Origin of the sequence: Kribbella sp. NPDC026611 (assembly GCF_040638345.1) — a bacterium.
Classification (GTDB): Bacteria; Actinomycetota; Actinomycetes; order Propionibacteriales; family Kribbellaceae; genus Kribbella.
The window spans coordinates 186,622-211,794 of sequence record NZ_JBEZYC010000007.1 but is presented as its reverse complement, the minus strand read 5'-3'; the positions used below and the strand labels follow the sequence as shown (position 1 = coordinate 211,794).

Genomic DNA, 25,173 nt, shown 5'->3' with positions numbered 1-25,173 from the left:
CTGGTTAGCGCGTGAGGGCTTGGAGGCGGTGGGTGAGGAACCGTCGTTCCGCTTCGTTGGCGGTGAGGTGGATTGCTTCTTCGTACGCGGTGGCGGCCTCCGCTCGCCTCCCCAGGCGAGTGAGGACATCGGCTCTGGTCGCAGGGAGATACGCGTAGGTTGCAAGCGCCGGCTCGCTGCCAAGCGTGTCCAGCTCCGACAGGACCTCATGCAGGTCGGCACCAGGGACCAGGCTGTGGGCAGCCGCTCGGTTGAGCGCGACGATCGGCGTGGGCCAGCTGACCAGCATCGCGTCGTACATGCGCACCACCTGGCGCCAGTCCGTCTTCTCCCAGCTCGGCGCCGTGACATGCAATCCAGCCACAGCTGCCTGGAGAGCGAACCGGCCATGACCCCGCATAAGAGCCGCCGTAGCTCGCGACACCCCCTCTGCCAGCATCCGCGGGTCCCAGCGCGACCTGTCCTGGTCAGCGAGCAGCACCAGCTCGCCGTCCTCGCTCAGCCGGGCGTCGCCGCGTGCCTCCGTCATCAGCAGCAGCCCGAGCAGCGCCTGCGGCTCCGGCTCGTCCGGCATCAACCGCACGAGCAGGCGACCGAGCTCGATCGCCCGCCCGGTCAGGTCGGCCCGCGTCAGCTCCGGTCCGGCGGCCACGTGTCCGGCCGTGTAGACCAGATGTACGACGGTCAGCACCACATCCACCCGGCCCGCCAGCTCGTGGTCAGCCGGGATCCGGTACGGGATGCCCGCCGCCGCGATCTTCTTCTTCGCCCGCGTGATACGGGCCGCCGCCGTCGCCTCACCGATGAGCAGGACGGCAGCCACCTCACGCGTGGTCAATCCACAGATCAGCCGCAGGGTCAGCGCCACCTGCGAGTCACGGGCCAGTGCCGGGTGGCAGCAGGTGAAGACAAGCCGCAGCGGGTCCGTCGGCTGCTCATCCTCCACAGGCTCCTCGACCAGCAACGGCAGCTTCCGCCGCAGCGTCGTCTCCCGCCGCAACCGATCCAGCGCCAGCCGCCGCGCCACGGTCGTCAACCACCCACCCGGATTGTCCGGAATCCCGTCCGGCCACGTCCGCAACGCCCGCACGAACGCGTCCTGCGTACAGTCCTCCGCCAAATCCAGATCCCGGGTCAACCGCACCACCGAAGCCAGCACCGTCGACCAACACTCCCGATGAGCCCCCTCCACCACCCGAGCCACCTCAACCGCACTCACCACCCCACCCCCCACCCCACCACGCCCAGCCCCCTCCCACACACCGCGCCGACCTGACTCCCCCGCCCCACGCCCAACCACCCGCCCCAAGCCGTGCCCGCCCACCTTCCCAAGGCCGTGCCCAGCCGACTGCTCCGCCCGGGGCCCGACCGCCTCCTCCACGACGTCCCGGGCCTCGCCCGCACCACGCGCGACCGACCCCTCCGCACCACGCCCGACCGCCTCCCCCGCACCACGCCCGGTCGACCCCTCCGCACCGGGCTCAGTCGACGCCTCCACACCGCGCGCGACTGGCTCCTCCGCGGGCGGCTCGGGGGGCGAGCCCGCTCTCTGCCCGTCAACCTGCCCCGGGGCAGCCGGGGGTGCCGACGAGGGGAGGCTCGTCGGGGTGCCCGGCTGTTCGGGGGTCATGTCACGCCGGGCCGGAGCCTGCGCTGGTGTCCATCACCGGACGGACCTCGACGTTGCCGGACGGGCAGATCTTGGCCAGCTCGAGCGCCTGGTCCAGGTCGCGCGCCTCGATGACGTAGTACCCACCGAGCGCCTCCTTGGTCTCGATGAACGGACCGTCGGTGACCAGCGGCTCGCCGCCCTGCTGCTGCCGGACCGTGCTCGCCGTCGTCGACCGCTCCAGCGCCTCCCCACCAAGGATCCGCGCCCCGGCCTTCTCCACCGCCTCCGCGAACGCCCCGTGCAGCTTCATCGCCTGCTGCCACGTCTCCGCGTCAACCTGGTCGTACCACTCTTCGCTGTCGAACAGCAGGAACATGTACTGCGCCATCTCAGGCTCCCTTGTCTAGGGCTTGTACTTGGACATCTTGCTGACGATCGCCGACAGGCGGAATCGACAACACCGGGAGGTTTCTTCATTACTGTTGAGTACATGGAGCATTTCGACGTTCTGATCGTCGGCGCAGGCCTGTCCGGAATCGGTGCGGGGTACCGGATCCAGACCCAGGCCCCGGACCGGTCCTACGCGATCCTCGAGGCCCGCGACGCGATCGGCGGCACCTGGGACCTGTTCCGGTACCCCGGCGTCCGCTCGGATTCGGACATGTTCACGCTCGGCTTCCCGTTCCACCCGTGGACGGCGGCAAAGGCGATCGCGGACGGCCCGTCCATCCTCGACTATGTGCACGAGACGGCGTCGACGTACGGCGTGGACAAGCACATCCGCTTCAACCAGCGCGTCGCCAGCGCCTCCTGGTCCTCCGACGACGCGCTGTGGACCGTGACGACGGCGGACACGACGTACACCTGCTCCTTCCTCTACGCCTGCAGCGGGTACTACGACTACGACAGCGGCTACGTCGTCGACTTCCCGGGCCAGAGCTCGTTCACCGGACAGGTCGTCCACCCGCAGCACTGGCCGCAGGACCTCGACTACACCGGCCAGCGGGTCGTCGTGATCGGCAGTGGCGCCACCGCAGTGACCCTGGTACCAGCAATGGCGGGCACGGCGGCCCACGTGACCATGCTGCAGCGCACGCCGAGCTACGTCGCCTCCCGCCCAGCGCACGACGCCCTGTCCGACCGGATCCGCGCAGTACTGCCTGAGAAGCTCGCGCACCGGCTGATCCGGGGCAAGAACGTCGCGACGAGCACTGCCCTCTACAGCGCGTTCCGGCGGTGGCCGGCGCATGCGGCGTGGCTGCTGAACACCATGGCCGCTAAGCAGCTCCCAGACTCGATCCCGGCCGACCCGCACTTCACGCCGCAGTACAAGCCGTGGGACCAGCGGCTGTGCCTCGTGCCGGACGCGGACCTGTTCAAGGCGTTGCGGGACGGGTCGGCCTCGGTCGTCACGGACGAGATTGCGTCGTTCACGCCGACCGGTCTGCGGCTGAAGTCCGGTCAGGAGCTGGAGGCCGATCTGGTCGTCACCGCGACCGGCCTCCGCATGGTTGCGCTCGGCAACATCAAGCTGACGGTGGACGGGCGGGCGGTAGACCCGCACGACACCTTCGTCTACAAGGGGATGATGCTCAGCGGCGTACCGAACCTGGCCTGGTGCGTCGGCTACACGAACAACTCGTGGACGCTCCGCTCCGACCTGACCTCGCAGTACGTCGCACGCCTGCTGAACCACCTGACCGCCACCGGCACCCGCATCTGCGTCCCCGAGATCGACCCGGCCGAGTACGACGCCCCCGCCCGCCCGGTGGTGGACCTGTCCTCCGGCTACATCCGCCGCGCCGCCGGCATCCTCCCCCGCCAGGGCTCCTACGGCCCCTGGCGCCTCCGGCAGAACTACCCCCGCGACCTCGTCAGCCTGCGCTACCGCTCCCTCACCGACGGCGCAATGCAGTTCCGCCCAGCCCCCGTCACCCAACCCACAGGCCCCAGCAACTGAGCCCCAGAACCAGCAGTTGAGGCCCGCCACCAGCGGTTGAGACATGGCACCGGCGGTTGAGCCACCGCACCGGCGGCCACGGCACAGGACCTGTGACGACGGCACGCGAACCAGTAGCTGAGGCAGCCACGTATGCCGAGGTAGGGAACCTGCCGAGGCGCGAGCACCTGTGGTCACGGCACGGGATCTGCGGCCAGCCGGGACCCGCGGCTGAGTCACCCGGGACCTGTGGTCACGGCATGGGACCTGCGGCCAGGCGGGACCTGTGGCTCGGGCATGGGGATCTGTGGATGAGGTACCGGACCTTTGGCTGAGGCTGGTGACCGCGCGGCTAGGAGACGGGCACCGGCGGCTGCGGGCCGACGTAGGTCGCGATCGGGCGGATGATCTTGGGATCGGTGGACTGTTCGAGGATGTTCGCGGACCAGCCGATGATGCGGCTGGTGGCGAAGGTTGGGGTGAACAGGGGCCGCGGGATGCCGCAGAGCTCCATCACCACACCGGCGTAGAACTCGACATTGGCGTACAGGTTGCGCCCGGGCTTGAGCTCGGCGAGTACGTCGACGATCCGCTGCTCGACAGTGGTCGCGAAGTCGACCAGCTCACCGCCGATCCCGCGGGCAATGTCGCGGAGCATCAGCGAGCGCGGATCCTCGGTGCGGTACACGGCATGCCCGAACCCCATGATCCGGTCCCCAGCCTCGACCTTCGCGCGGACCCAGGCGTCGATCCGGTCCGGCGTACCGATCTCGTCCAGGCTGGCCAGCGCACGATCCGGCGCACCGCCGTGCAGCGGACCCGAGAACGCACCGATCGCCCCGGCAACAGCGGACACGACATCTGCACCTGATGACGCGATGACCCGTGCGGTAAACGTTGATGCATTGAACCCATGATCAACAGTTGAGACCAGGTAATGCTCGATCGCTGTTGACTGCACGGCGGTCGGCTCGACCCCGGTCACCATGTACAGCCAGTTGGCCGCAGCCGGCAGATCAGCTCTCGGCGAAAGCGGCTCCTGGCTTTCGCGCAGCCGGTACAGAGCTGCCAGGATGGTCGGCGTCACCGCGCACACGAGCATCGCGTCGGCCTTGCGCTGCACCGGATCGAGATCCCACAGCGGTCGAAGACCGCGGACCGCGGCCAGGAGCGAGAGCGCGGTGCGGAGGCCGGCGAGCGGGTTGAACGCCGTGCCGGCGGCCGCGATCGCCGGGAGGACCGCCGCAACCTCCTCGGGGAGTGCGCGGAGCGGGGTCAGTTCGGCGACGAACCGGTCGCGCTCGGCCGGGGTCGGGAGGTGGCCCTCGAACAGCAGGTACCAGACGTCTTCGAGGGTCTTGGACTTGGCGAGGTCGATCGCCGAGTACTCGCGGTAGTGGTAGAACCCCTCGTCACCACGGACGTCACCAAGGGTCGTCTCGGTGACGACGACGTTGCGGAGACCGGGCGGAACGTTGATCGTCGTTGACATATCTTCAGAGTTGACAGGCAATCAACTATTGTCAATATTGATCCAGTCAATATGAGTTGATGGAGGAGCGGGGATGTCGCCGGAGAGTGACGAGAATTACCTGACGACCGCGGAGCTGGCGCGCCGTCTCCAGGTCAAGCCGGAGACGATCTACGCGTACGTGAGCCGCGGCCTGCTCACGAGCGTGCGCGCCCGCGGCCGCCGCGGCAGCCTCTTCCCCGCAACCGAGGTAGAACGCCTGGCCGGCCGCTCCCAGGAGCACTCCGGGGTAGTCGAACGCATCGAGTCCCAACTAACCCTGCTGAAGGACGACGAGCTCTACTACCGAGGCCTCTCAGCCCGCTCCCTAGCCACCACCGCCACAGTCGAACAAGTAGCCCACCTCCTCTGGACCGGCAACCAACCCCACCCGGGGACAGGTGGGGCGGACCAGCGCGGGTCGAGTGGGGTGAACCAACACGGGACGGCTGGGGTGGACCAGCGCGGGGCCGCTGGGGCGGACCAGCGCGGGTCGAGTGGGGTGAACCAGCGCGGGTCGGGTGGGGCGGACCAGCGCGGGTCGAGTGGGGTGAACCAGCGCGGGTCAGGTGGGGCGGACCAGCGCGGGTCGGATGGGGCGGACCAGCGCGGGTCGGGTGGGGTGGGGCGGGCGGCTTTGCGTGGTGGTGCTGAGTGGCGCGGGGGTGTATCTGCGGCTGTGTCCGGTGGGGCGGCGGGTGACCTGCTAGGTGGTGGCGAGGAGGGGGTTGGGGCCTCGGAGGGGTTGGGGTTTGGGGTTGGGCGGGAGGGGGTTTTGTTGGCTCGGGCGGGGATGGAGGTTTTGCCGGAGGGGGCGCGGTTGACTGATCGGTTGCGGGTGGCGGTTGCGGTGTTGGGGGCTGCGGACCCGTTGCGGTTCGACCTGTCGGTGCCTGCGGTGACGGGTGCGGCGGGGAGGTTGATCGGGACGTTGGTGGCTGCGTTGCCTGGGCCGACCCGGGTGCGGGCATCGCTGGGTGGGCAGCTGTGGGCGAAGGTTTCCAAGCAGTCGGCGCGGGCCGAGGTGCTGGATGCGGCTTTGATTCTGCTGGCAGACCATGGGCTGGCGGTGTCGACCGTTGCGGCTCGGGTCGCGGCCAGTGCCCGGGCGAATTTGTACGCCGTCATTTCGGCGGGGCTCGGGGCGCTGGACGGGCAGTATCACGGGGCCGCGCCGACGCTGGCCTACGAGTTTCTCCGGCGAGCGCAGGACGATCCCGTGCAGGCGTTGTCCGATCAGCTGCGGTCGGGCGAGCCGCTTCCCGGGTTCGGGCACAAGATCTACCAGCAGCACGATCCGCGCGCCGAAGTACTGCTCGAGCTGATGAAGGACGAGCCGATCGTCGCGACCGTGAACGCGATCGCGGAGCGGACCTCGACGTTCCCGAACAGCGATCTCGCGCTGGCCGCGATGATGCACGCGTACGACTTCCGGCCCGACGCCGGTGATGCGATCTTCGCGCTTGCCCGGATGATCGGCTGGACCGCGCACGCCTTGGAGGAGTACGCGGCCCCGGCCCTTCGCTTCCGCGCGATGGGCGTCTACACCGGTCAAACCCCCTGAACCAGTTCGCCAAACCAGCTCGCCGTGAACCCGTTCGCGGTCAGCCAGTCCGCCGTCCGCCGTGAACAAGTCCGCGTGAAGTTCGCCGGGAACTACTTCGCGGTGAGCTTGAGCAGCGTTGCCTCGCCCGGCGCGAGGTAGACCGGCACCGGGAAGCGCATCGTTGCCGGCGTGTAGCTCTGCCCCTTCGGATCGAACTGACCGGCCCCCGCGACCGTCTGCTGGTTCAGTGCGATCGACGCGCGCGCTCGCGAGCTGTGGGAGCGGTTCGCCACCAGCAGCCAGCGGTCCCGGACCGCGGTGTCGCGCGAGCGGAACGTCCCGACCACCAACGAGTTCCCGGCGATCCCGGAGACCAGGTTCGTCGGGGTGAAGCCGACGGCGCCGTTCGGTAGCGGGTTCTCGTTGGTGTGGACGACGGACTCGGACACGAGCGGCTTGAGCTCGCGTCCGACCTGGTGGAGCCACGTGGTGTTGATCTCACGAGCGGCGTCGTACCGCGGGGTGCGTTGGCCGTCGACTGTGATCAGTGCGGGGCCGAAGCCTTCGCCGCGGGCCTTCTCTGGGGTCCAGTAGGTGAAGTACTGGATGCCCTTGGCGCCGTACGCGAGGCTGACGTTGACCTGCCAGAGCAGCTCGGCCGCCGTCGGTTCGCGGTGGTCGTTGTAGGCGAGCGTCTGGATGAAGACCCAGGACGGTACGTCGCCGCGGAGGGCGGCGTCGCGGACGATCGCCCAGTTGTGGAAGTAGTTCGCGTCCTCGCGGCCCTCGGAGAGCAGCGGGTAGCGGTCGAAGGAGATCAGCGACGGTTTCACGACGTCGATGAAGTCGCGGTAGTAGTTCGGGTCGTCGGACGGGAAGAGGTTGATGTACGGCAGCAGGCCCGGGGCGAGATCGCGGGAGATCGCGACGGCTTTGGCGAGGGTGCCGAACCAGCCCGGGCCGGGCTCGTCGTAGAAGTTGAACCCGGCAAGGGAGGAAAAGGGTCCGTAGGCGTCGCGGGCGCGGACGTAGAGGGCTTGAGCTTCGCCCGGGGTGACGCTGAGGAAGTCGGCGGGGTTGTCGGAGATCGAGAACCAACGGGACATGTTCCGGATCTGGATGTCGTCCGAGATCAGCATCTTCAACCCGGCGTCGCGGGCGAGGCCGAGCTGATACTGGAAGATGTTGCCGTCTCCGGCGTAGTTGCCGGACAGCAGGAAGTCGAACCCGGCGTTCTTGATCTCGGCGAAGCGCTCCGGCGTACTTGCGTACGGGTGCGGCGGCCAGAACAACCCCACCGGGAACTCCGTCCCACCCGTCAAGGGAAGCGTGTCAGGCGAGGGGATCGCGGCTGTCGCCGAGCCGGTGGTCAGGCCGGCAGACGCAGCTGATCCGCTGGCGGTAGCAGCAGCCGGGCCAGCTGCTGCAACCCCAGCTGCCGCTGCCGCAGTCGCCCCAGCTCCCAGCAGGAGGGTGCGACGAGTAGGTCCGAGAACACGATGAGGACTCTGCATGATGCTCCTTCGAAGGCGGCCGAACGGAGTGTCTGAAAAGCCAGCGGGGCGGCCCTAGGCGGGGGTGCTGCTGCCGGGGTGCTGGTCCGGAGGTGCTGGCGGGTGGGTGCGAGCGTGCTGGTGCCTGGGCCAGGGGCCTAGTGCCGCGGCGTGGGTGGCTGCTGTGGGTGGCTGCTGTGGGTGGCTGCTGTGGGTGGCTGCTGTGGGTGGCTGCTGTGGGTGGCTGGGCGGGGGGACGGGCGCGGGTGGATGGGCGGGGTGCGGGGTTAGTGGGGGTGGCGGTGGGTGGAGACTGCTTGGGCGGTGGCGTCGAAGGCTTGTTCTGCTAGGGGGTAGTCGCGTTGGGCTACACCTAGGTAGAGGGCGTCCAGGACGATCATTTGGGCGTGGCGGCCGGAGAGGCCGCCGGTGCGGAAGGTGATGTCTTGGGCGGCGGTGAGGAGGACTATGTCGGCGGCGCGGGCGACGGGTGAGCGCGGGTAGTTGGTGACGGCGACTGTGGTGGCGCCTTGGGTGCCGGCTCGGGACAGCGGTTCGAGGACCTCGATGGTTTCGCCGCTGTGGGAGATGCCGACGGCAACGTCCCCGGGGCCGAGCAGGGCGGAGCTGGCCAAAGCCGTGTGTACGTCGCTCCACGTGCTCGCCCCGCGCCCGATCCGGTGCAGGCGCAGCCGCAGGTCTTCCGCGACGGAGGCGGACCCGGCCACCGCGTACAGGTCGATTCGCCGCGCGTCCGAGATCGCCCGTACGGCGCGCCCGAGCGCGTCCACGTCCAGCGACGCCACCGTGTCCTCGAGCGCCCGCGTGTCCGCGCGCAGCAGCGTTCGCAGTACGTCGTCCAGCGAGTCGTCCGGCCCCACCTCGGTCCCGGTCCCCCGCTCCCAGCTGATGCTGGTCCGCCCGCTCTCCGCCGCCAGCGCGAGCCGCAGCTCTGCGTACCCGGACAGCCCCAGCGCGAGGCAGAACCGCGTCACGCTCGGCAGCGACGTCCCGCAGCGCGCCGCGAGCTGCCCGATCGTCGACGACGCGACGCCCGCCGGATCCCGCAGTACCTCAGCCGCGATCCGCCCCTGCGCCGGACTCAGCGCAGGGAGCAGACCGCGTAACCGCACCTCCAGGCTCGGCACCGGAGACTCCGCCGGAACTCTCATGTAAAGAATTCTCAGAGCATCCAGCCATCAATTACAAGAATTCACACTGACCGTTTCCGGCCACAGCAAGCCAACCTACGCACGGCGGATCGTGAACTCGTCGGACTGACCGCCGGCCAGCAGTACGTCGATCCGCCCGCTCAACACGTAGGTCCCGTACGGCGTGAGCGCCGCCGTGGTCGGTCCCGCGACCGGCCACGCCTCGACCGACTGCACCTGCGCGGTCCGGAACCCGTCCCGACTGGTCAGCACGGTCACCGCCTCCACACCGGCCGCACCGAGCTTGTTGGTGACCGCCGTCAGCCGACCCGACCGGTTGAGCGCAAGCCCGTCGCCACCGACCAACGCCGTACCCATCGACACCTCGGAAAGCCGGCCACCCGACGAGATGCGGAGCAACTTGCCCGTGTCATACCGAACCGTCAGCAGATACCCCGCCGGGTCCCACACGATCCCGTTGGCCCCGATCGACGAACTCCGCAGCCGGTCGTCGCGAACGAAGACCGATGCATGCCCAGCCGCCGACACCTTGTAGATCGCGTCTCCCGCCGGGTCGGTGACATAAGCGTTGCCACCGGCATCGATCGCGAGATCATTGACGCCGTGGTTGCCTGCGACCGGGTTCAGCCGCACAGTGTTCAGGTCCACCCGTCGTTCCAGCCGACCGGTGCGCAGGTCGTAGATCGCAACCCCGGACTGCTTGTTCACGGTGGCGTCCGACGATCGCTCACCCTGGCCGATATCGGCGTACGTGACCAGCACACGGTTGCGCGCGGCATCGACATGAAGGCCGAACGTGGACACCCCAGGCGCGGCACCGAACGGATGCGGTACGCCGTCCGCGCCGACCACCGAAATCCGTCCGGTGGCGATCGACCCGATCAGGAACGCCCGCCGGGTTGGATCCCAGGCGATGCCCTCGGGGTAACGGTCGGCCGTCCGCCCCTCGATCTGCGCCGGCGCCGCGGAGGCCGCAGCACCGGCAGGAGCAACAGGTACGGCGAGCATCACCAGCGCCGCACCCAGCACACGAAGCTTCATCACAAACCTCTCCTCTAGTAGATACGAACACAGAGACTAATCAGACCTCTGATGCTCGTCAATGCATATATCACCGCCGTCGTTCGTACGATGGTCCGTATGCGGATGTCCTTCGACCAGCGGCTCGGCAGTCACCTCAAGCGCGTGGAGCAGGAGCTGCAGGCGGCGAAGTCGGCCGCCGTGAAGCCGGCCGGGCTGACGGTTCCGCAGTACGCCGCCCTGTTCGTGCTCGACGAGCAGCCGGGAATCTCGGCCGCCGAGCTGGCGCGGCGGTGCCTGGTCACGCCGCAGACGATGACGACGATCCTGCGCAACCTGGAGGCGGCCGCGCTGATCGAGCGCACGCCGCACCCACTGCACAAGCACGTGATCGAGACCCGCCCGACCCCGGCCGGCCGCAAGGCGCTGGACCACGCGGATGAGCGTGCCGCCGGCGTCGAGCGCCGACTGGCCGCAGCGTTCACCAAGGACGAGCTGGAGACGCTCAAGGAGTTGCTGGCCAGGGTCTCCGAGACCCTGACCAGCGACCCGATCCTAAAAACCTAGAAGAAACCTAGAAGAGCGCGGCCATCAGCCGACGACGAGCCTTGACCACCCGCTCGTCATCGGCGCCGACGACGTCGAAGAGCTCGAGCAGATGCAGCCGTACGGCGTTCCGCTCATCACCCGCGGTCGTTTGAACGGTCTTGATCAACCGATCGAACGCATCGTCGACGTGTCCCCCCATCAGATCGACGTCCGCGACCAGCATCTGTGCCTCGACGTCGCCTGGGTTGTCGGCGGCGCGCGTCCGCACGTCGGCCGGCACGTCCTGCGTCCGCTTGTACAGCTGCACCCGGGCCAGCCCGGACTTCGCCTCGGCGTCGCTCGGCGTCTCCTTCAGCAGCTCCTCGTACGCCGCGATCGCACCGTCGAGGTCACCCGCACCGACCGCGTTCTCGGCCTTCTCGTACCGCGGGTTCGGTGCGTCCTCCTCTTCCGGCGCACCGGAAGCCGGCGCACCGACCGGCTCAGCCCGACCGGTGATGCCGTTCGCCACTGCGACAGTCAGCAGCTGGTCGAGGTACTGCCGCGCCTCGGCCTCAGCAACCGGCCCCTGGAACAGCGGGACGACCTGCCCACGCAGTACGGCGATCACCAGCGGCACGGTCTGTACGCCGACCGCCTGGGCCAGCTGCGGGTTCGCGTCGATGTCGATCCGGGCCAGCAGGAACTTGCCGGCGTACTCCGTGGACAGCTTGACCAGCACCGGGCCGAGCGTGTCCGACGCCTGCGAGCGTGGCGACCAGAACTCGACCACGACCGGGACCTGCAGCGACCGCTCGATCACGTCGGACTGGAAGGTCGGCTCGCTCACGTTCAGCACGTACGAACCACCGGCACCGCCGGCCGGAGCTCCACCACCGGGCGCCGCCGCGGCACCGCCCGCAGCGGGCTTGCGCAGGGACGACAGGTCGATCGCCCCAGGACGGGAGAAGTTGGACTGGCTCACCACTGCCCTCGCATTCCGTGCGCTTCGTTCACAGGTCCATCTTCTACGACGCGGCCGAGCCTTGCTGCGGCCGGGTCGCCAAGAGTAGCCGGGCCAGGCCACTCCGGGTGCCGGCGACTGCGATCCGGTCGCCAGGACGGAGCACCCGCTCGTACTTCAGCGTCCACTCCCACGCCTCTCCAGGGTCCTGTCGCGCCAGCACCCGCAGGCCGCCCGCCTCGTCCAGCTCGCCCAGCCGCAGACCAGCTGCGACCGACCCCGGCTCGACGGTCACCTCGGTCAGCAGAAGCACACGGCGACCGGCCGGGACCGTCACCTGACTACGCCGGTTTGCCACCGCAGCAGCGACCGCAGGTGCGACCAGCATCGACACTGACCGGCTGTGGCCCAGATCGAGCCGCCGCTCGACCCGCTGGGCCAGGTCGTGGTCGAACATCCGCATGGTGATCCGGGACTCCGGGTTGAGGTCCCTGGCGACCATGGCCGACTCCAGGTTGGTGATGTCCCCGTCGGTGATAGCCAGCACGGCCTGGGCACGCTGGACACCGGCCGAGCGCAGCGTCTCCTCATTGCTGCTGTTGCCGATGATCACCGGGATCCGGAGCCGGTGCGCGACCTGCACACCGGGCGCGTCGTCGTCTTGGTCGACCCCGACCACCGCGACGCCTCGCTCGGACAGGATCTCCAGCACCCGGGCGCCGACCGTACCGAGGCCGCAGACCACGACGTGGTTGCGCGGCCGACCACGTACTCCGCCGATGATCCGCGACAGCCGCGCGCCGATCAGCGAGTCGACCACGACCGCGGTCAGCAGTGCCACGAGCACGATCCCGGTCAGCTGCACCGCGACCCCGACCACCTTCACCCAGGGGTCCGCGTTCGAGAACTTGTCGTCGTCGATCCCCGCCGAGGTAACCGCACCGGCCGCGAGGTAGATCGACCGCCACCATTCGATGTGGCCGAAGAAGTGGAGCACCGACGTACCGGCTGCGACGAGGATCGCCATCACCGCCGCGATCCGCCGGACCCGGCTGTCGAAGATGTCGCGCATCCCCATCAGCCAGCCGGCCCGCCGTACGTCGCGACTCCGCCACACGGTCCGCACGCCGGTGCCGAGCACGATGTCGCCCTCCGGGTCGGAGGTCGACATCGGCAGCAGCTCCGGCGTCGCGGACGACGTGGTGTCGGCCAGCACCATCAGGTGCGGATCGCGGATCAGGTCCGCCTGACCGGCAACGAGCCGGCGCCCGCCGAGCTCGAGCCACGTCAGCTCGTCGTCCTCCAGCGCGTCCGAGACGAACGCCGGCGCAGCGAGCGACGGCCCGTTGATCACCACGCAATCGCCGAGCAGGCTGATCAGCTGCTTGCCCAGCCGCGGGTTGACCATCTGTACGACGATGCGCAGCTCCGGATCCATATCCCGGGCCGTCAGCGCCGTGTGCACGTTGTGGACGTCGTCGGTGTCCAGCAGGACCAGCGCCCGCGCGGTCGAGGGCTTACCGTCGCCCGCGTCCACGCCGGCCCGCCGGAGCAGGCTCTCGCTGATCACCCGGACGCCCATCACGGTCGCGCCGAGCTCGCTGATCCGGTCGTAGTGCCGGGAGGCGGGGTTGACGATCGCGGTCACCCGCTCGCCCGAGCTCACCAGCTCGGTGACCACCCGGAGCATGGTGCGGTCCGAACCGCACACCACCACGCTGCGCCCGTCGGCCGGTCCGGCCGGCTCCTCGGGCCCGATGCGGGGCGGTGGCGGCGGTGGATCCTCAGAACCGGGCGGGCTCTCGGTACTCGCCCCACTGTTCCCGAAGAACGTGACAGATTTCCCCCATCGTGGCCTCCGCACGCGCCGCCTCCAGCATGGGTTCGATCAGGTTGCCAGTACCCCTGGCCGCCTCCACCAGAGCCGACAGCGTACGACGGACCCGGTCCTCGTCGCGCTGAGCCTTGCGCGCCGCGAGCACCCGGCACTGCTCGATCTCGACCTCGTGGCTGACCCGGAGGATCTCCAGCTCGCCGGACACGGTGTCGGTCAGCGTGTTCACGCCGACGATCTTCTTCTCGCCCTTCTCCAGCTTCTGCTGGTACTCGAACGCGGCGTCGGCGATCTCGGCCATGAACCAGCCGTCCTCGATGCCGCGCAGGATCCCGCCGGTCATCGACCCGTCCGGGCTCATCTCCTTGATCCGGGCAAAGATCTCCTCGGCCTCGGCCTCGAGCTTGTCGGTCAGCGCCTCGACGTACCAGGAGCCGCCGAGCGGGTCGGCGACGTTGGTGACGCCGATCTCCTCCATCAGCACCGACTGCGTCCGTAGCGCGATCTCGGCCGACTCCTCGCTCGGCAGCGCGAGCGTCTCGTCGAGCGCGTTGGTGTGCAGCGAGTTGGTGCCGCCGAGGATCGCGGCGAGCGCCTCGACGGCGGTGCGTACGACGTTGTTGTACGGCTGCTGCGCGGTCAGCGAGACACCGGCGGTCTGGGTGTGGAACCGCAGCCACTGGGCCTTTTCCGTGCGAGCGCCGTACTCGTCGCGCAGCCAGCGCGCCCAGATCCGACGGGCGGCGCGGAACTTCGCGATCTCCTCGAAGAAGTCCAGGTGGCTGTCGAAGAAGAACGACAGGCCGGGCGCGAACACGTCGACGTCGAGGCCGCGGGACAGGCCGAGCTCGACGTACCCGAACCCGTCGGCGAGCGTGTAGGCGAGCTCCTGCGCGGCGGTCGAGCCGGCCTCGCGGATGTGGTAGCCGGACACGCTCAGCGGCTTGTACGCCGGGATCGTGCTCGCGCAGTACTCCATCAGGTCGCCGATCAGGCGCAGGTGCGGCTCCGGCGGGAACAGCCACTCCTTCTGCGCGATGTACTCCTTGAAGATGTCGGTCTGCAGCGTGCCGTTGAGCTTGGTCACGTCCGCGCCCTGGCGCTCGGCGGCGACCAGGTACATGCAGAACGCCGGTACGGCGGGGCCGGAGATCGTCATCGAGGTGGTGACGTCCTGGAGTGGGATGTCCTTGAACAGCCGATCCATGTCCGCGGCCGAGTCGATCGCGACGCCACAGTGCCCGACCTCGCCGAGCGACTTCGGCTCGTCGGAGTCGCGACCCATCAGCGTCGGCATGTCGAACGCAACGGACAGACCGCCGCCACCGCCGTTCAGGATCATCTTGTACCGCTCGTTGGTCTGCTCCGCGTTGCCGAAGCCGGCGAACTGGCGGATCGTCCAGGTCCGGCCGCGGTACCCGGTCGCGTAGAGCCCGCGCGTGAAGGGGAACTCCCCAGGCCACCCGATCCGCTCCATCCGCGGGTCGTCGTACCCCTCCGGCGGCCCGTACACCGGCTCGACCTCGGTGCCGGACAGCGTGGTGAAGTCGGCCTCCCGCTTCCGGGACGCGTCGTACCGCTCCTGCCACCGGCTACGTCCGGCGGCAACCTGCTCGGCATCCATCAGTAAGACCTCCTCGGGAACTGCTCCCCAAAATACTAGGACGTCCAACTATTTTCCATCCGCCGGGTGTGAACGGGTCCCGCCGATCAGGTGAAGTCGCCGGCGTTGTGGCGCAGCGGCTCCAGTACGGACCAGAGCATCTTGAGCTGCTCGTCGTTGAGGCCGCCGAGGGCGAAGTCGTGGGTGACCAGGTCGGTGGTGGCACGTTCGACCAGGTCGCGGCCTTCTTCGGTGATCTCGCAGAGGATCGCGCGGCCGTCGTCGGGGTGCGGCGTGCGGGTGACGAGGCCGGCGGCCTCGAGGCGGCGAACGATCGAGGTGACCGAGGTGGGGTGGACCTGGAGCCGCTCCCCCATCTTGCCGAGCGGCAACGACCCGCGCCGCGAGAACGTCAGTAGCACCAGCGCCTCGTACCGCGCGAACGTCAACCCGTGCTTGCGAAGAAGCTCGTCGAGCTCGTTGATCACGATCTGCTGCGCCCGCATCAGCGACGTCACGGCCCGCATCTGCTCCACGGCCCCCCACCGCCGACCCCACTGCCGCGAAGCCTCGTCAATAGGATCGAACGGCAACGCCCTCTTCCTCGCCATGGCCCGAAGATTAGCCCCAGACTGTTCCCACCATGTCGAAACTCAGAGATTCCGACTTCCCGGCGCTCGGCACCGACGCGCCCGCCGAGCAGCTCATCAGCCTCCGCTTCCGCTGGTACAACCGGCAGGCCAACTACTCCCGGATCGCCTACAGCACGCTCGGCTCGATCCAGTTGCTGGCCGCCCTCTTCATTGCCATCTCGCTGGCGATCCAGGCGCCGACCTGGTTCGCGCCGGTGCTCGGTGGCGTGATCGCGCTGGCCGAGGGCATCCGGACGCTGTTCGGGTTCAAGGACTCCTACCCGACGTACCGACGTACCGCCGAGGACCTGCGGAACGAGGCCTGGCTCTACGTGCAGCGCGCCGGGCGCTACGAGACCACCGACGACGCGAGCCGGCTGCTCGCCGAGCGGGTCGTGGAGATCAGCCATACCGAGACAGCCGACTGGGTCGCAGCGCTCAAGCAACGCGCGAAATAACCGCGACGAAAAACTGTCCGTGGGGTCTGGGAGGGTTCGGGGATGGACTATCTGGCGAGTGTGCGGAGTGAGTCGGGGCGGCTGAGTGAGGTGGCGCGGATGGGGCTGGATGCCGCGGTGCCCAGTTGTCCGGGGTGGACGGTCGACTCGGTGGTGCAGCATGTGGCTCAGGTCTACGAGCACAAGATCGAGGTGCTGCGGCTCGGCGCCTTGCCGGAGGAGTGGCCGCCGGACTTCTCCGGACGGGAGTCTCTGACGTGGTACGACGAGGCGCGCGTCGCCATCGTCGAGGCGCTGGAGAAGGCGGGGACCGGTCTGGAGACGTGGACCTTCAGCCCGCGGGACAGCACGTCCGCGTTCTGGTACCGGCGGATGGCGCACGAGACGACCGTGCACCGGATCGACGTGGAGCAGGCGCACGACGTGGTGACGCCGATCGACCCGGAGCTCGCACTGGACGGGATCGACGAGGTTCTGTACCCGACGATCGGTGGCCCATGGTGGGAAGAGGGCGACACGGCGTACCCGGTGGATGCGACGATCCGGCTCACGGCAGCAGGGCGGTCGTGGACGGTTCGGGCGGACGCGACGAGTGTCGACGTACAGCAGGGGTCGGCCGGGGACGCGGCGGCGGAGATCTTCGGGGAGCCGGCCGCGGTGTACCTGTGGCTGTGGGGCCGGGTCGGTGACGACGCGATCGAGACCGCCGGCGACGCGGAGGTCGTCCGGGCGTTCCGCGGCCGGGTATCGGAATGTACGACCTGATGTCCTGATCCGGCCTGGCTGTTCGTTCCTTTGCTGAGGGGCCAGAGTGGTCCTGAGACGAGGAGGACTGAGATGGCGCAGTACCTGGCACTGACCTACACAGCGGACGTCGACTGGTGGGCGCCCGAGCAGGCCGAAGAGCTCGCCGAGTACCGGAAGTTCGGCGTGGACTTCGCCGAGCAGGTGAAGGCGAGCGCTGTCCTGCACCCGACCTCGACGGCGACCGTCGTCCGGGTCGAGGGGACGCGCGGCGGGCCGGTGATCACCACCGACGGACCGTACGCCGAGACCAAGGAAGCGCTCACCGGCTACTACCTGATCGAGGCCGAGGACCTGGAGGAAGCGGTCAAGATCGCCGCCGAGATCCCGGCCGCGTGGGGCGGCGCGGTCGAGGTGCGCCCGGTCATCCTGGCGAAGTGAACACCCGGCACGACGCGGTCGCCGAGACGGTCCGGATCGAGGGCACGCGGATTCTTGCGACCTTGATCCGGACCGTCGGGGACGTGCAGCTGGCCGAGGATGCAGTGCAGGAAGCGACGGTGGCGGCGCTCAACGCGTGGCCGGTGACCGGCGTACCGCCCGAGCCGCGCGCCTGGCTGACCGTCACCGCCCGGCGGAAGGCGATCGACATCCTGCGCCGGGAGCGAGCCCGCGCCGAGAAGGAACGCGCCGGCACCGAGCTCCTCGAGCAGACCCGGCCCGAGCACTCCGGCCTCGACCTCGAAGACCCCGAACGCTTCGAGCTCGAGCCGGCAGACATCGTGCCCGACGACCTGCTGCGGCTCATCTTCACCTGCTGTCACCCATCGTTGTCCCCGGCAACCAGAGTGGCGCTCGCGCTCCGCACCCTCTGCGGCCTCTCCCCCGCGCAGATCGCCGGCGTCCTGCTCACCACCGAGGTCGCCACCACCAAACGCCTGGTCCGGGCTCGCCAGAAGATCGCCGCCGCCCGCATCCCGTACCGCGTCCCCACCGAGAGCGAGCTCCCGGACCGCCTCCCCGCGGTCTGCGCCGTCATCCACTCCCTCTACACGGCCGGCCACGCGCCTCTCGAAGGCGAAGCGGCGTACGACGTCGACCTCTGCACCGAGGCGATCCGCCTGGCCGAGCTCCTGCACTCTCTGCTCCCCGAACAGCCCACGCCCACTGCGATCCTGGCCCTGCTGCTCCTCAGCGAGTCCCGCCGTCCCGCCCGCCTCAACGAAGCCGGCGAGGCAGTGACCCTCGACCTCCAGGACCGCTCCCTCTGGGACCAGTCGCTGATCACCCGAGGCGTTGCCCTGCTCAACGATTCCCTCATCCGCTCCGACCGCCAGGCAGACCCGTACCAGCTCCAGGCCGCCATCGCCGCCGAGCACGCCAGAGTCCCCAGCTACTCGGCCACGGACTGGCGCGAGATCCTCCGCCTCTACGACCTGCTCATCGACCTCGCGCCGAGCCCCGCCGCCGAGCTGGCCCGAGCAGTCGCCAAAGCCGAAGCCGACGGCCCCGAGGCGGCCCTTCCGCTCCTGGACGCGGTCCCACCCACGCCTCGCTCGCAAGCCGTCCGGGCCGAGCTCCTGGCCCGCCTGCACCGGTACGACGAAGCGGTGGCCGAGCTGACCAATTCATTGGCCGGCCCAACCACCGCGACCGAACGACTGCACCGCGAACAGCGGCTCGAACACTTCCGGAGCCGGGCCGCCGGCTGAGGTCAGTCCTCGTCGCTCCAGTTGCCGCGCTCGGAGTTGAAGATCGACTTCGCTCCCGTCGACGGGGCCGGACGCGATTCGTTGGACGACGACTTCGTGGTGGTGGTGACCGGGGCGTACGCGCCGCTGACCTCGGCCGCGGAGTCCATCCCGATCGGGCCCGTGCCGTCGTCGTCGGAGTCCTCGTCGCCTTGGACGACGTCGACGCTCGCCGAGGCCCGCAGACCGGTGCGCTGGATGACGCGCTGGATGGTCAGGTCCCGGTCGTCGGGCCGGCTGACCCACTTGATCTCGCGGAAGCCCTGGTCCTGGGCGGCCGACTCGAAAACGAAGTGGCCGTAGCCGAGCATCCGGCCGATGATCGGCTTCTGCAGGGTGATGTCCAGGACCCGCGCGATCGGGGTCGTCGCGACGGTCTGCGAGAAGACGCCGCGGATCCGCATCACGCGCATGTTGGTGACCACGAAGCGGTCCCGATGCTGGGTCAGGAACTGCCAGAAGGCGTGGCCGAGGAGGACGAGCACGATCGCCAGCAGCACCGGCTGACCGCCGATCTTGGTGCTGGCCATGGTGATCAGCAGCGCGGCCGCGAGCACCACCTCGAGCATCGGCAACGTGAACACCACCCAGTGGTGCCGCACCTCGTCGATGACGACCTCACCCTCGTCCGAGATCAGATGGCGCCGGACCTTCGGGTCGAAGATCCGGAACAGGCCAATTCCGGCCATCCGCTCACTCCCCTGTCACGCCGTCGGTTGACCCCGTACAGCCAAGTGTCCCGCACGATCGCTCGCAACGGGACACTCGAACCGCAGATCAGCTGAACAGCGCGGTCAGGAACGTGATGACGCTCGCGAACGCGTCACCGACGGCCGAGAACGCCCCTCCCACCGCGTTGGCGGCGTTGGCCGGCTGCGTGAACAGGTAAAAGCCGGCAAACGCGATGAGCGACCAGATCAACAGCTTCTTCGGCATGTCGCCACTCCTCGTTCGCAACCACTCGGTCGACTGTGTTTGAGTTTGTATCACGGACCGTCACCAATTGTCACTGACTGAACACAGCCCACCGCACAATGCTCACCAGCTACAAGGTCCATTCTGTAACGGATCCGGGGGCATGGCAGCCACCGGCGCGCCGCCGTGAGACGTGGATCCCAGGTCCCGCGGTTCCCACGGGCGAGCGGGGAACGTTGTGACACTGTGTGATCGAGTGTTGCACACGAGACCTAAATCACAAGGCCGCGATCAGCTCGTCGGCCGCCGAATACGGATCCGTACCCCCGTCCGCGACCTTCGCGGCGAGCACGTCGAGCCGCGCGTCGCCGTGCAGATGGGCGAACCGGCGGCGCAGCGCGGTGGTCGCGATCGCCTCGATCTCGTCCCGCGCCCGGGTCTGCCGGCGTTCGGTCAGCACCCCGTTCGACTCCATCCAGGCCAGCCGGTCCTCGATCGCCTGCACCACCTCGGCGACGCCTTCGTTGCGGGATGCAACCGTTTTCAGGATCGGCGGCACCCAGGCGCCCTCGACCCGCTCCGCCAGCGCCAGCATCGCCCGCAGGTCGCGCGTCACGGTCTGTACGCCGTCCCGGTCCGCCTTGTTCACCACGTAGATGTCGCCGACCTCGAGGATCCCGGCCTTGGCCGCCTGGATCCCGTCCCCCATCCCCGGCGCGAGCAGGATCAGCGTCGTGTCGGCCATGCCCGCGATCTCCACCTCGGACTGCCCGACACCCACGGTCTCGACCAGGACGACGTCGTACCCGGCCGCGTCCAGCACCCGGAGCGCCTGCGGCGTCGACCACGCCAGCCCGCCGAGGTGCCCACGCGACGCCATCGACCGGATGAACACGCCGGTATCGGTCGCGTGGTCCTGCATCCGCACCCGGTCCCCGAGCAGCGCCCCGCCGGAGAACGGCGACGACGGGTCCACCGCGAGTACGCCGACCCGCTTGCCGGTCTCGCGGTACGCCGAGACGAGCGCGGACGTCGACGTGGACTTGCCGACGCCGGGCGAGCCGGTGATCCCGACGATGTGCGCGTGACCGGCGTACGGCGCCAGCGCGGCCATCACCTCGCGCAGCAGCGGCGACTCGTCCTCGACCAGCGAGATCAGCCGGGCGACGGCCCGGGAATCCCCGTCCCGGGCACGTTCGACCAGCTCACCGACAGGCGGGGTGCGGCGTGGCATCAGATCTTCGGTACGCGAACAATCAGGGCGTCACCCTGGCCACCACCGCCACACAGCGCCGCCGCACCGACCCCGCCACCGCGGCGACCGAGCTCCAGCGCGAGGTGCAGCACCAGGCGCGCGCCCGACATCCCGATCGGGTGGCCGAGCGCGATCGCACCGCCGTTCACGTTGACCTTGTCCTCGCTGACCTGCAGCTCGCGCGCGGAGGCGATGCCGACGGCCGCGAACGCCTCGTTGATCTCGATCAGGTCGAGCTCGGCCGGCGCGATGCCTTCCTTCGAGCAGGCCTTCGCGATCGCGTTCGCCGGCTGGCTCTGCAGCGTCGAGTCCGGCCCGGCGACCGAGCCGTGGGCGCCGATCTCGGCGATCCAGCTGAGCGCGAGCTCCTCGGCCTTCGCCTTGCTCATCACGACGACGGCACAGCCGCCGTCCGAGATCTGCGACGCCGAACCGGCCGTGATCGTGCCGTCCTTGCCGAACGCGGGCCGCAGCTTGGCCAGCACCTCGACCGACGTGTCGCCACGGACGCCTTCGTCGCTGTCCACCACGAGCGGGTCGCCCTTGCGCTGCGGCACCTCGACCGGGACGACCTCGTCGGCGAACACGCCGTTCTTCCAGGCCTCGGCGGCGCGCTGGTGCGAACGAGCGCTGAACTCGTCCTGCTCCTGGCGGCTCAGCTTCTCGTCGGTGTTGTTCTTCTGGTCGGTGAGCGCGCCCATGGCCTGGTCGGTGAACGCGTCCCAGAGCCCGTCGTACGCCATCGAGTCCACCAGCGGCACATCGCCGTACTTGAAGCCCTCGCGGGACTTCGGCAGCAGGTGCGGCGCGTTCGTCATCGACTCCATGCCACCGGCCACGACGACCTCGTACTCGCCGGCGCGGATCAGCTGGTCGGCGAGCGCGATCGCGTTCAGCCCGGACAGGCAGACCTTGTTGATCGTGATCGCCGGCACGTCCATCGGGATGCCGCCCTTGACCGCGGCCTGGCGGGCGGTGATCTGACCGCCACCGGCCTGCAGCACCTGGCCCATGATCACGTACTCGACCTGGTCCGGCGCGACGCCGGCCTTCGCCAGCGCGCCCTTGATCGCGAATCCACCGAGCTCGGCGCCGGTGAAGCCCTTGAGACCGCCCAGCAACCGCCCGATCGGGGTCCGTGCACCGGCGACGATGACGCTTTGGTTCCGCGTGTCAGACATATCGTCACGATACCTGCGCGAGCACTGGTACGCGGCTGTCGAACGGGTCACACGAACGACGTCTTGCCGGGATCGGGTCCTAGGGTGAAGGGCATGGACGAGCTCTTCGAGGCGATCGATCACGTGGGGATCGCGGTCCCCGATTTCGACGCGGCCGTGCGGCAGTACGCCGACCTCTTCGGGATGACCGTGGCGCACGAGGAGGTCAACGAGGAGCAGGGCGTCCGGGAGGCCATGCTGTCGGTCGGTACGTCGGGCTCGTCGATCCAGCTGCTGGCGCCGTTGTCCGACGCGTCACCGATCGCGAAGTTCCTGGACAAGCGCGGTCCGGGCATCCAGCAGCTCGCCTACCGGGTCACCGATCTCGACGCCGTCTCGGCCACGCTGCGCTCCCGGGGCGCCGAGCTGCTGTACGACGAGCCGCGGCGCGGAACCGCCGGCTCGCGGGTGAACTTTCTTCACCCTCGATCGGCCGGCGGCGTGCTGGTCGAACTCGTCGAGCCACCGGTGTCGCACAGCGCGTGACGGCACGCGCCGACACCCGCCGGAGTTGGATGCGGCGGTCTACGCTGTTCGGGTGCTGAAGGACAGCGCCACCGACTCCATGCACGGTGCGCCGACCGGCTTCCGGCACGACGCCTTCGTCTACTCGTCGGACAGGGAGTTCGTGCAGCGCTCGGCTGCGTTCGTTCACGCGGGTCTGGCGGCGGGGGACGACGTCGTGGCCGTACTTCCACCGGAACGGATCGCGGTACTGCGGGCCGCCCTCGGCTCCGCCGCCGACGCGGTGCGGTTCGCCGACGCGACCGTTGCCGCGGGCAACCCAGCGCGGCTGATCCCGTTCTGGCGCGAGGCTCTCGGGCGTGATCCGGAGCGTGCACTTCGCGGGCTGTGCGAGACGGCGTACCGGGGGCGGAGCCTTGCGGAGTACGACGAGGTGTTGTTGCACGAGGCGTTGTCGGACATCGCCTTCGCCGGCGACGGCTCGTTTCGGCTGTACTGCGCCTACGAGGCGTCGGTCGGGATCGACCCGACGGTGACGCATTCCGGCGCGGAAGCCCTTGCGGAGAAGGAGTTCCGGACCGGTCTGGTCGACGTACCGGATCGGGCCGAGCGGTGGGTGTTCGGGCCGGCCGAGCTCGGCGACGTACGGCAGTGGGTCGGCGGGCAGGCGTCGTCGCACGGCGTCTCGCGGGACCGGCTCGAGGACCTGTCGCTGGCTTTGCACGAGGTCTGCACGAACAGCCTCCGGTTCGGCGGCGGGCACGGGAAGCTCGCGGTCTGGATCGCCGACGGCGCGCTGATCGCCGACGTCACGGACCGCGGGCGGATCGACGACCTGCTGGTGGGGCGCGTCCTGCCCCCGCTCGACGGGCTGGGCGGGCGCGGCGTCTGGCTGGCGAACCAGCTCTGCGACCTGGTCCAGCTGCGGTCCGGGGACGACTTCACGCAGGTCCGGCTGTACACCCGGCTGCGCTGATCCGGGGTAAGACCACCGACAACGGTGGACTGATGAAGTGACGGTCGTCTCAACCGTCGCTCGCTGTGTCACAGGGCACAGCCAGGCGTGCATACTCGACGGTAAGTTCCGCTCACCGATTGACCTTGGGCCGCCGTTGCAGGAGGTACTTCCGTGAAGCAGATCCTCGAAGCAATCTTGTCCGGTGACACCGCCGCCGTCGGCGAGCTCGACGTACCCGATCACTACCGCGGGATCACGGTCCATGCCGACGACGCGTCGATGTTCGACGGTCTGGAGAGCAAGGAGAAGGACCCGCGGAAGAGCCTGCACCTGGACGACGTACCGACGCCGGAGCTCGGGCCGGGTGAGGCGCTGGTCGCGGTGATGGCGAGTGCGATCAACTACAACACCGTGTGGACCTCGATCTTCGAGCCGGTGTCGACGTTCTCCTTCCTGAAGCGGTACGGGAAGTTGTCGCCGCTGACCGCCCGCCACGACCTGCCGTACCACGTGGTCGGCTCCGACCTGGCCGGCGTCGTACTGCGGACCGGGCCGGGCGTGAACGCGTGGAAGCCGGGCGACGAGGTGGTCGCGCACTGCCTGTCGGTCGAGCTGGAGTCGCCGGACGGGCACAACGACACGATGCTCGACTCCGAGCAGCGGATCTGGGGTTTCGAGACGAACTTCGGCGGGCTGGCGGAGATCGCCCTGGTCAAGTCGAACCAGTTGATGCCGAAGCCGGCGCATCTGACCTGGGAAGAGGCCGCGTCGCCTGGGCTGGTGAACAGTACGGCGTACCGGCAGCTGGTGTCGGCGAACGGCGCGAACATGAAGCAGGGCGACGTCGTGCTGATCTGGGGCGCATCGGGCGGTCTGGGGTCCTACGCGACGCAGTTCGCGCTGAACGGCGGCGCGATCCCGGTGTGCGTGGTTTCGTCGCCGGAGAAGGCGGAGATCTGCCGGGCGATGGGTGCCTCGCTGATCATCGACCGGTCGGCCGAGGGGTACCGCTTCTGGTCGGACCCGGTGACGCAGGACCAGAAGGAGTGGAAGCGGTTCGGGGCGCGGATCCGGGAGCTGACCGGCGGGGACGACCCGGACATCGTGTTCGAGCACCCGGGGCGGGAGACGTTCGGGGCGTCGGTGTACGTCGCCCGGCGGGGCGGGACGATCGTGACGTGTGCGTCGACGTCCGGGTTCATGCACGAGTACGACAACCGATACCTGTGGATGAACCTGAAGCGGATCATCGGGTCGCACTTCGCCAACTACCGCGAGGCGTGGGAGGCGAACCGGCTGATTGCCAAGGGCATGGTTCACCCGACGGTGAGCCGGGTCTACCCGCTCGAGGAGACGGCCCAGGCGGCGTACGACGTGCACCGCAACCTGCACCAGGGCAAGGTCGGCGTCCTGACCCTGGCTCCGACCGAGGGGCTGGGCGTGCGGGACACCGAGCTGCGGGAGCAGCACCTGGGCGGGATCAATCGCTTCCGGAACAGGTAGTTTGCCGACCTCCGATTGACCTCGGATTGGCCGATGTCGGCTCCTTTCTGA

24 protein-coding genes are annotated in these 25,173 nt (G+C 69.1%); 10 read left to right on the top strand and 14 right to left on the bottom strand.

All coding sequences use genetic code 11. From position 1 onward, the window contains the following. Positions 1–4: 4 nt before the first annotated feature. Entirely contained in the window at positions 5–1,219 is a 1,215-nt protein-coding gene (locus AB0E69_RS27905) for a sigma-70 family RNA polymerase sigma factor (RefSeq protein ID WP_360152276.1), read from the bottom strand. Between the two features lie 412 nt (positions 1,220–1,631). Then, a complete protein-coding gene (locus AB0E69_RS27900) occupies positions 1,632–2,000 on the bottom strand; it encodes a YciI family protein (protein WP_360152273.1) in 369 nt (122 codons plus the stop codon). A gap of 102 nt (positions 2,001–2,102) precedes the next feature. On the opposite strand from AB0E69_RS27900, the gene AB0E69_RS27895 reads away from it, so the two are divergent. After that, positions 2,103–3,572, top strand: coding sequence for an NAD(P)/FAD-dependent oxidoreductase (locus AB0E69_RS27895; RefSeq protein ID WP_360152270.1), 1,470 nt, complete (start codon positions 2,103–2,105; stop codon positions 3,570–3,572). Positions 3,573–3,903: 331 nt separating this feature from the next. Here AB0E69_RS27895 and AB0E69_RS27890 read toward each other — a convergent pair whose 3' ends face one another. Further along, positions 3,904–5,043 (bottom strand): citrate/2-methylcitrate synthase, encoded by a 1,140-nt coding sequence (locus AB0E69_RS27890; protein WP_360152267.1) that lies wholly within the window; start codon positions 5,041–5,043, stop codon positions 3,904–3,906. Between the two features lie 73 nt (positions 5,044–5,116). Here AB0E69_RS27890 and AB0E69_RS27885 point away from each other — a divergent pair, with 73 nt between their 5' ends. Then, complete coding sequence (locus AB0E69_RS27885; protein ID WP_360152264.1) at positions 5,117–6,625, top strand: citrate synthase; 1,509 nt, start codon at positions 5,117–5,119, stop codon at positions 6,623–6,625. Between the two features lie 92 nt (positions 6,626–6,717). Here AB0E69_RS27885 and AB0E69_RS27880 read toward each other — a convergent pair whose 3' ends face one another. The 3 genes from AB0E69_RS27880 to AB0E69_RS27870 form a co-directional block, all read right to left on the bottom strand. Then, entirely contained in the window at positions 6,718–7,905 is a 1,188-nt protein-coding gene (locus tag AB0E69_RS27880; RefSeq protein ID WP_360152261.1) for a hypothetical protein, read from the bottom strand. A gap of 482 nt (positions 7,906–8,387) precedes the next feature. Next, on the bottom strand, positions 8,388–9,272 hold the full coding sequence (locus tag AB0E69_RS27875; RefSeq protein WP_360152258.1) for a MurR/RpiR family transcriptional regulator: 885 nt from the start codon (positions 9,270–9,272) through the stop codon (positions 8,388–8,390). Positions 9,273–9,347: 75 nt separating this feature from the next. After that, positions 9,348–10,313 carry a hypothetical protein gene (locus tag AB0E69_RS27870; RefSeq protein WP_360152255.1) on the bottom strand — a complete coding sequence of 322 codons (966 nt, stop codon included), beginning with the start codon at positions 10,311–10,313 and terminating at the stop codon, positions 9,348–9,350. 99 nt (positions 10,314–10,412) lie between these two features. Here AB0E69_RS27870 and AB0E69_RS27865 point away from each other — a divergent pair, with 99 nt between their 5' ends. Further along, on the top strand, positions 10,413–10,859 hold the full coding sequence (locus AB0E69_RS27865) for a MarR family transcriptional regulator (protein WP_360152251.1): 447 nt from the start codon (positions 10,413–10,415) through the stop codon (positions 10,857–10,859). 7 nt (positions 10,860–10,866) lie between these two features. Here the strand turns inward: AB0E69_RS27865 and AB0E69_RS27860 are convergent, their stop codons facing one another. From AB0E69_RS27860 to AB0E69_RS27845, 4 genes are all read right to left on the bottom strand, one after another. Continuing rightward, positions 10,867–11,805, bottom strand: a complete 939-nt coding sequence (locus AB0E69_RS27860; RefSeq protein WP_360152248.1) for a tetratricopeptide repeat protein — start codon at positions 11,803–11,805, stop codon at positions 10,867–10,869. A 43-nt stretch (positions 11,806–11,848) separates the two neighbouring features. Further along, the gene (locus AB0E69_RS27855; protein WP_360152245.1) at positions 11,849–13,648 is read right to left on the bottom strand and encodes an NAD-binding protein; all 1,800 of its coding nucleotides are present in this window, start codon (positions 13,646–13,648) and stop codon (positions 11,849–11,851) included. Then, positions 13,569–15,242, bottom strand: a complete 1,674-nt coding sequence (locus AB0E69_RS27850; RefSeq protein ID WP_360152242.1) for a methylmalonyl-CoA mutase family protein — start codon at positions 15,240–15,242, stop codon at positions 13,569–13,571. Before AB0E69_RS27850 ends, AB0E69_RS27855 begins: the two co-directional genes overlap by 80 nt. Before the next feature lie 86 nt (positions 15,243–15,328). Next, positions 15,329–15,832 (bottom strand): MarR family transcriptional regulator, encoded by a 504-nt coding sequence (locus tag AB0E69_RS27845; protein WP_360152239.1) that lies wholly within the window; start codon positions 15,830–15,832, stop codon positions 15,329–15,331. A gap of 32 nt (positions 15,833–15,864) precedes the next feature. Here AB0E69_RS27845 and AB0E69_RS27840 point away from each other — a divergent pair, with 32 nt between their 5' ends. The 4 genes from AB0E69_RS27840 (at position 15,865) to AB0E69_RS27825 (ending at position 18,767) form a co-directional block, all read left to right on the top strand. Further along, entirely contained in the window at positions 15,865–16,311 is a 447-nt protein-coding gene (locus AB0E69_RS27840) for a DUF4231 domain-containing protein (protein ID WP_360152236.1), read from the top strand. A 42-nt stretch (positions 16,312–16,353) separates the two neighbouring features. Next, complete coding sequence (locus AB0E69_RS27835; protein ID WP_360152233.1) at positions 16,354–17,076, top strand: maleylpyruvate isomerase family mycothiol-dependent enzyme; 723 nt, start codon at positions 16,354–16,356, stop codon at positions 17,074–17,076. A 72-nt stretch (positions 17,077–17,148) separates the two neighbouring features. Further along, on the top strand, positions 17,149–17,496 hold the full coding sequence (locus tag AB0E69_RS27830) for a YciI family protein (protein WP_360152230.1): 348 nt from the start codon (positions 17,149–17,151) through the stop codon (positions 17,494–17,496). Continuing rightward, positions 17,493–18,767, top strand: coding sequence for a DUF6596 domain-containing protein (locus tag AB0E69_RS27825; RefSeq protein ID WP_360152227.1), 1,275 nt, complete (start codon positions 17,493–17,495; stop codon positions 18,765–18,767). The genes AB0E69_RS27830 and AB0E69_RS27825 overlap by 4 nt, the downstream gene beginning before the upstream one ends. 2 nt (positions 18,768–18,769) lie before the next feature. Here AB0E69_RS27825 and AB0E69_RS27820 read toward each other — a convergent pair whose 3' ends face one another. The 4 genes from AB0E69_RS27820 to AB0E69_RS27805 all read right to left on the bottom strand — a co-directional run bounded on the left by AB0E69_RS27820 (position 18,770) and on the right by AB0E69_RS27805 (position 22,157). After that, positions 18,770–19,495 carry a PH domain-containing protein gene (locus tag AB0E69_RS27820; protein ID WP_360152225.1) on the bottom strand — a complete coding sequence of 242 codons (726 nt, stop codon included), beginning with the start codon at positions 19,493–19,495 and terminating at the stop codon, positions 18,770–18,772. A gap of 88 nt (positions 19,496–19,583) precedes the next feature. Then, a complete protein-coding gene (locus AB0E69_RS27815) occupies positions 19,584–19,742 on the bottom strand; it encodes a hypothetical protein (protein ID WP_360152222.1) in 159 nt (52 codons plus the stop codon). Between the two features lie 256 nt (positions 19,743–19,998). Then, positions 19,999–20,955, bottom strand: a complete 957-nt coding sequence (gene meaB / locus AB0E69_RS27810; RefSeq protein WP_360152219.1) for a methylmalonyl Co-A mutase-associated GTPase MeaB — start codon at positions 20,953–20,955, stop codon at positions 19,999–20,001. Then, complete coding sequence (locus tag AB0E69_RS27805; protein WP_360152216.1) at positions 20,955–22,157, bottom strand: acetyl-CoA C-acetyltransferase; 1,203 nt, start codon at positions 22,155–22,157, stop codon at positions 20,955–20,957. Before AB0E69_RS27805 ends, meaB begins: the two co-directional genes overlap by 1 nt. A 93-nt stretch (positions 22,158–22,250) precedes the next feature. On the opposite strand from AB0E69_RS27805, the gene mce reads away from it, so the two are divergent. The 3 genes from mce (at position 22,251) to ccrA (ending at position 25,122) form a co-directional block, all read left to right on the top strand. Beyond that, complete coding sequence (gene mce / locus AB0E69_RS27800) at positions 22,251–22,682, top strand: methylmalonyl-CoA epimerase (protein ID WP_360152213.1); 432 nt, start codon at positions 22,251–22,253, stop codon at positions 22,680–22,682. Between the two features lie 52 nt (positions 22,683–22,734). Beyond that, on the top strand, positions 22,735–23,637 hold the full coding sequence (locus tag AB0E69_RS27795; protein WP_360152210.1) for a sensor histidine kinase: 903 nt from the start codon (positions 22,735–22,737) through the stop codon (positions 23,635–23,637). A 153-nt stretch (positions 23,638–23,790) separates the two neighbouring features. Then, positions 23,791–25,122: a crotonyl-CoA carboxylase/reductase gene (gene ccrA, locus AB0E69_RS27790; RefSeq protein WP_360152207.1), complete on the top strand. Its 1,332-nt coding sequence runs from the start codon at positions 23,791–23,793 to the stop codon at positions 25,120–25,122. Positions 25,123–25,173: the final 51 nt, after the last annotated feature.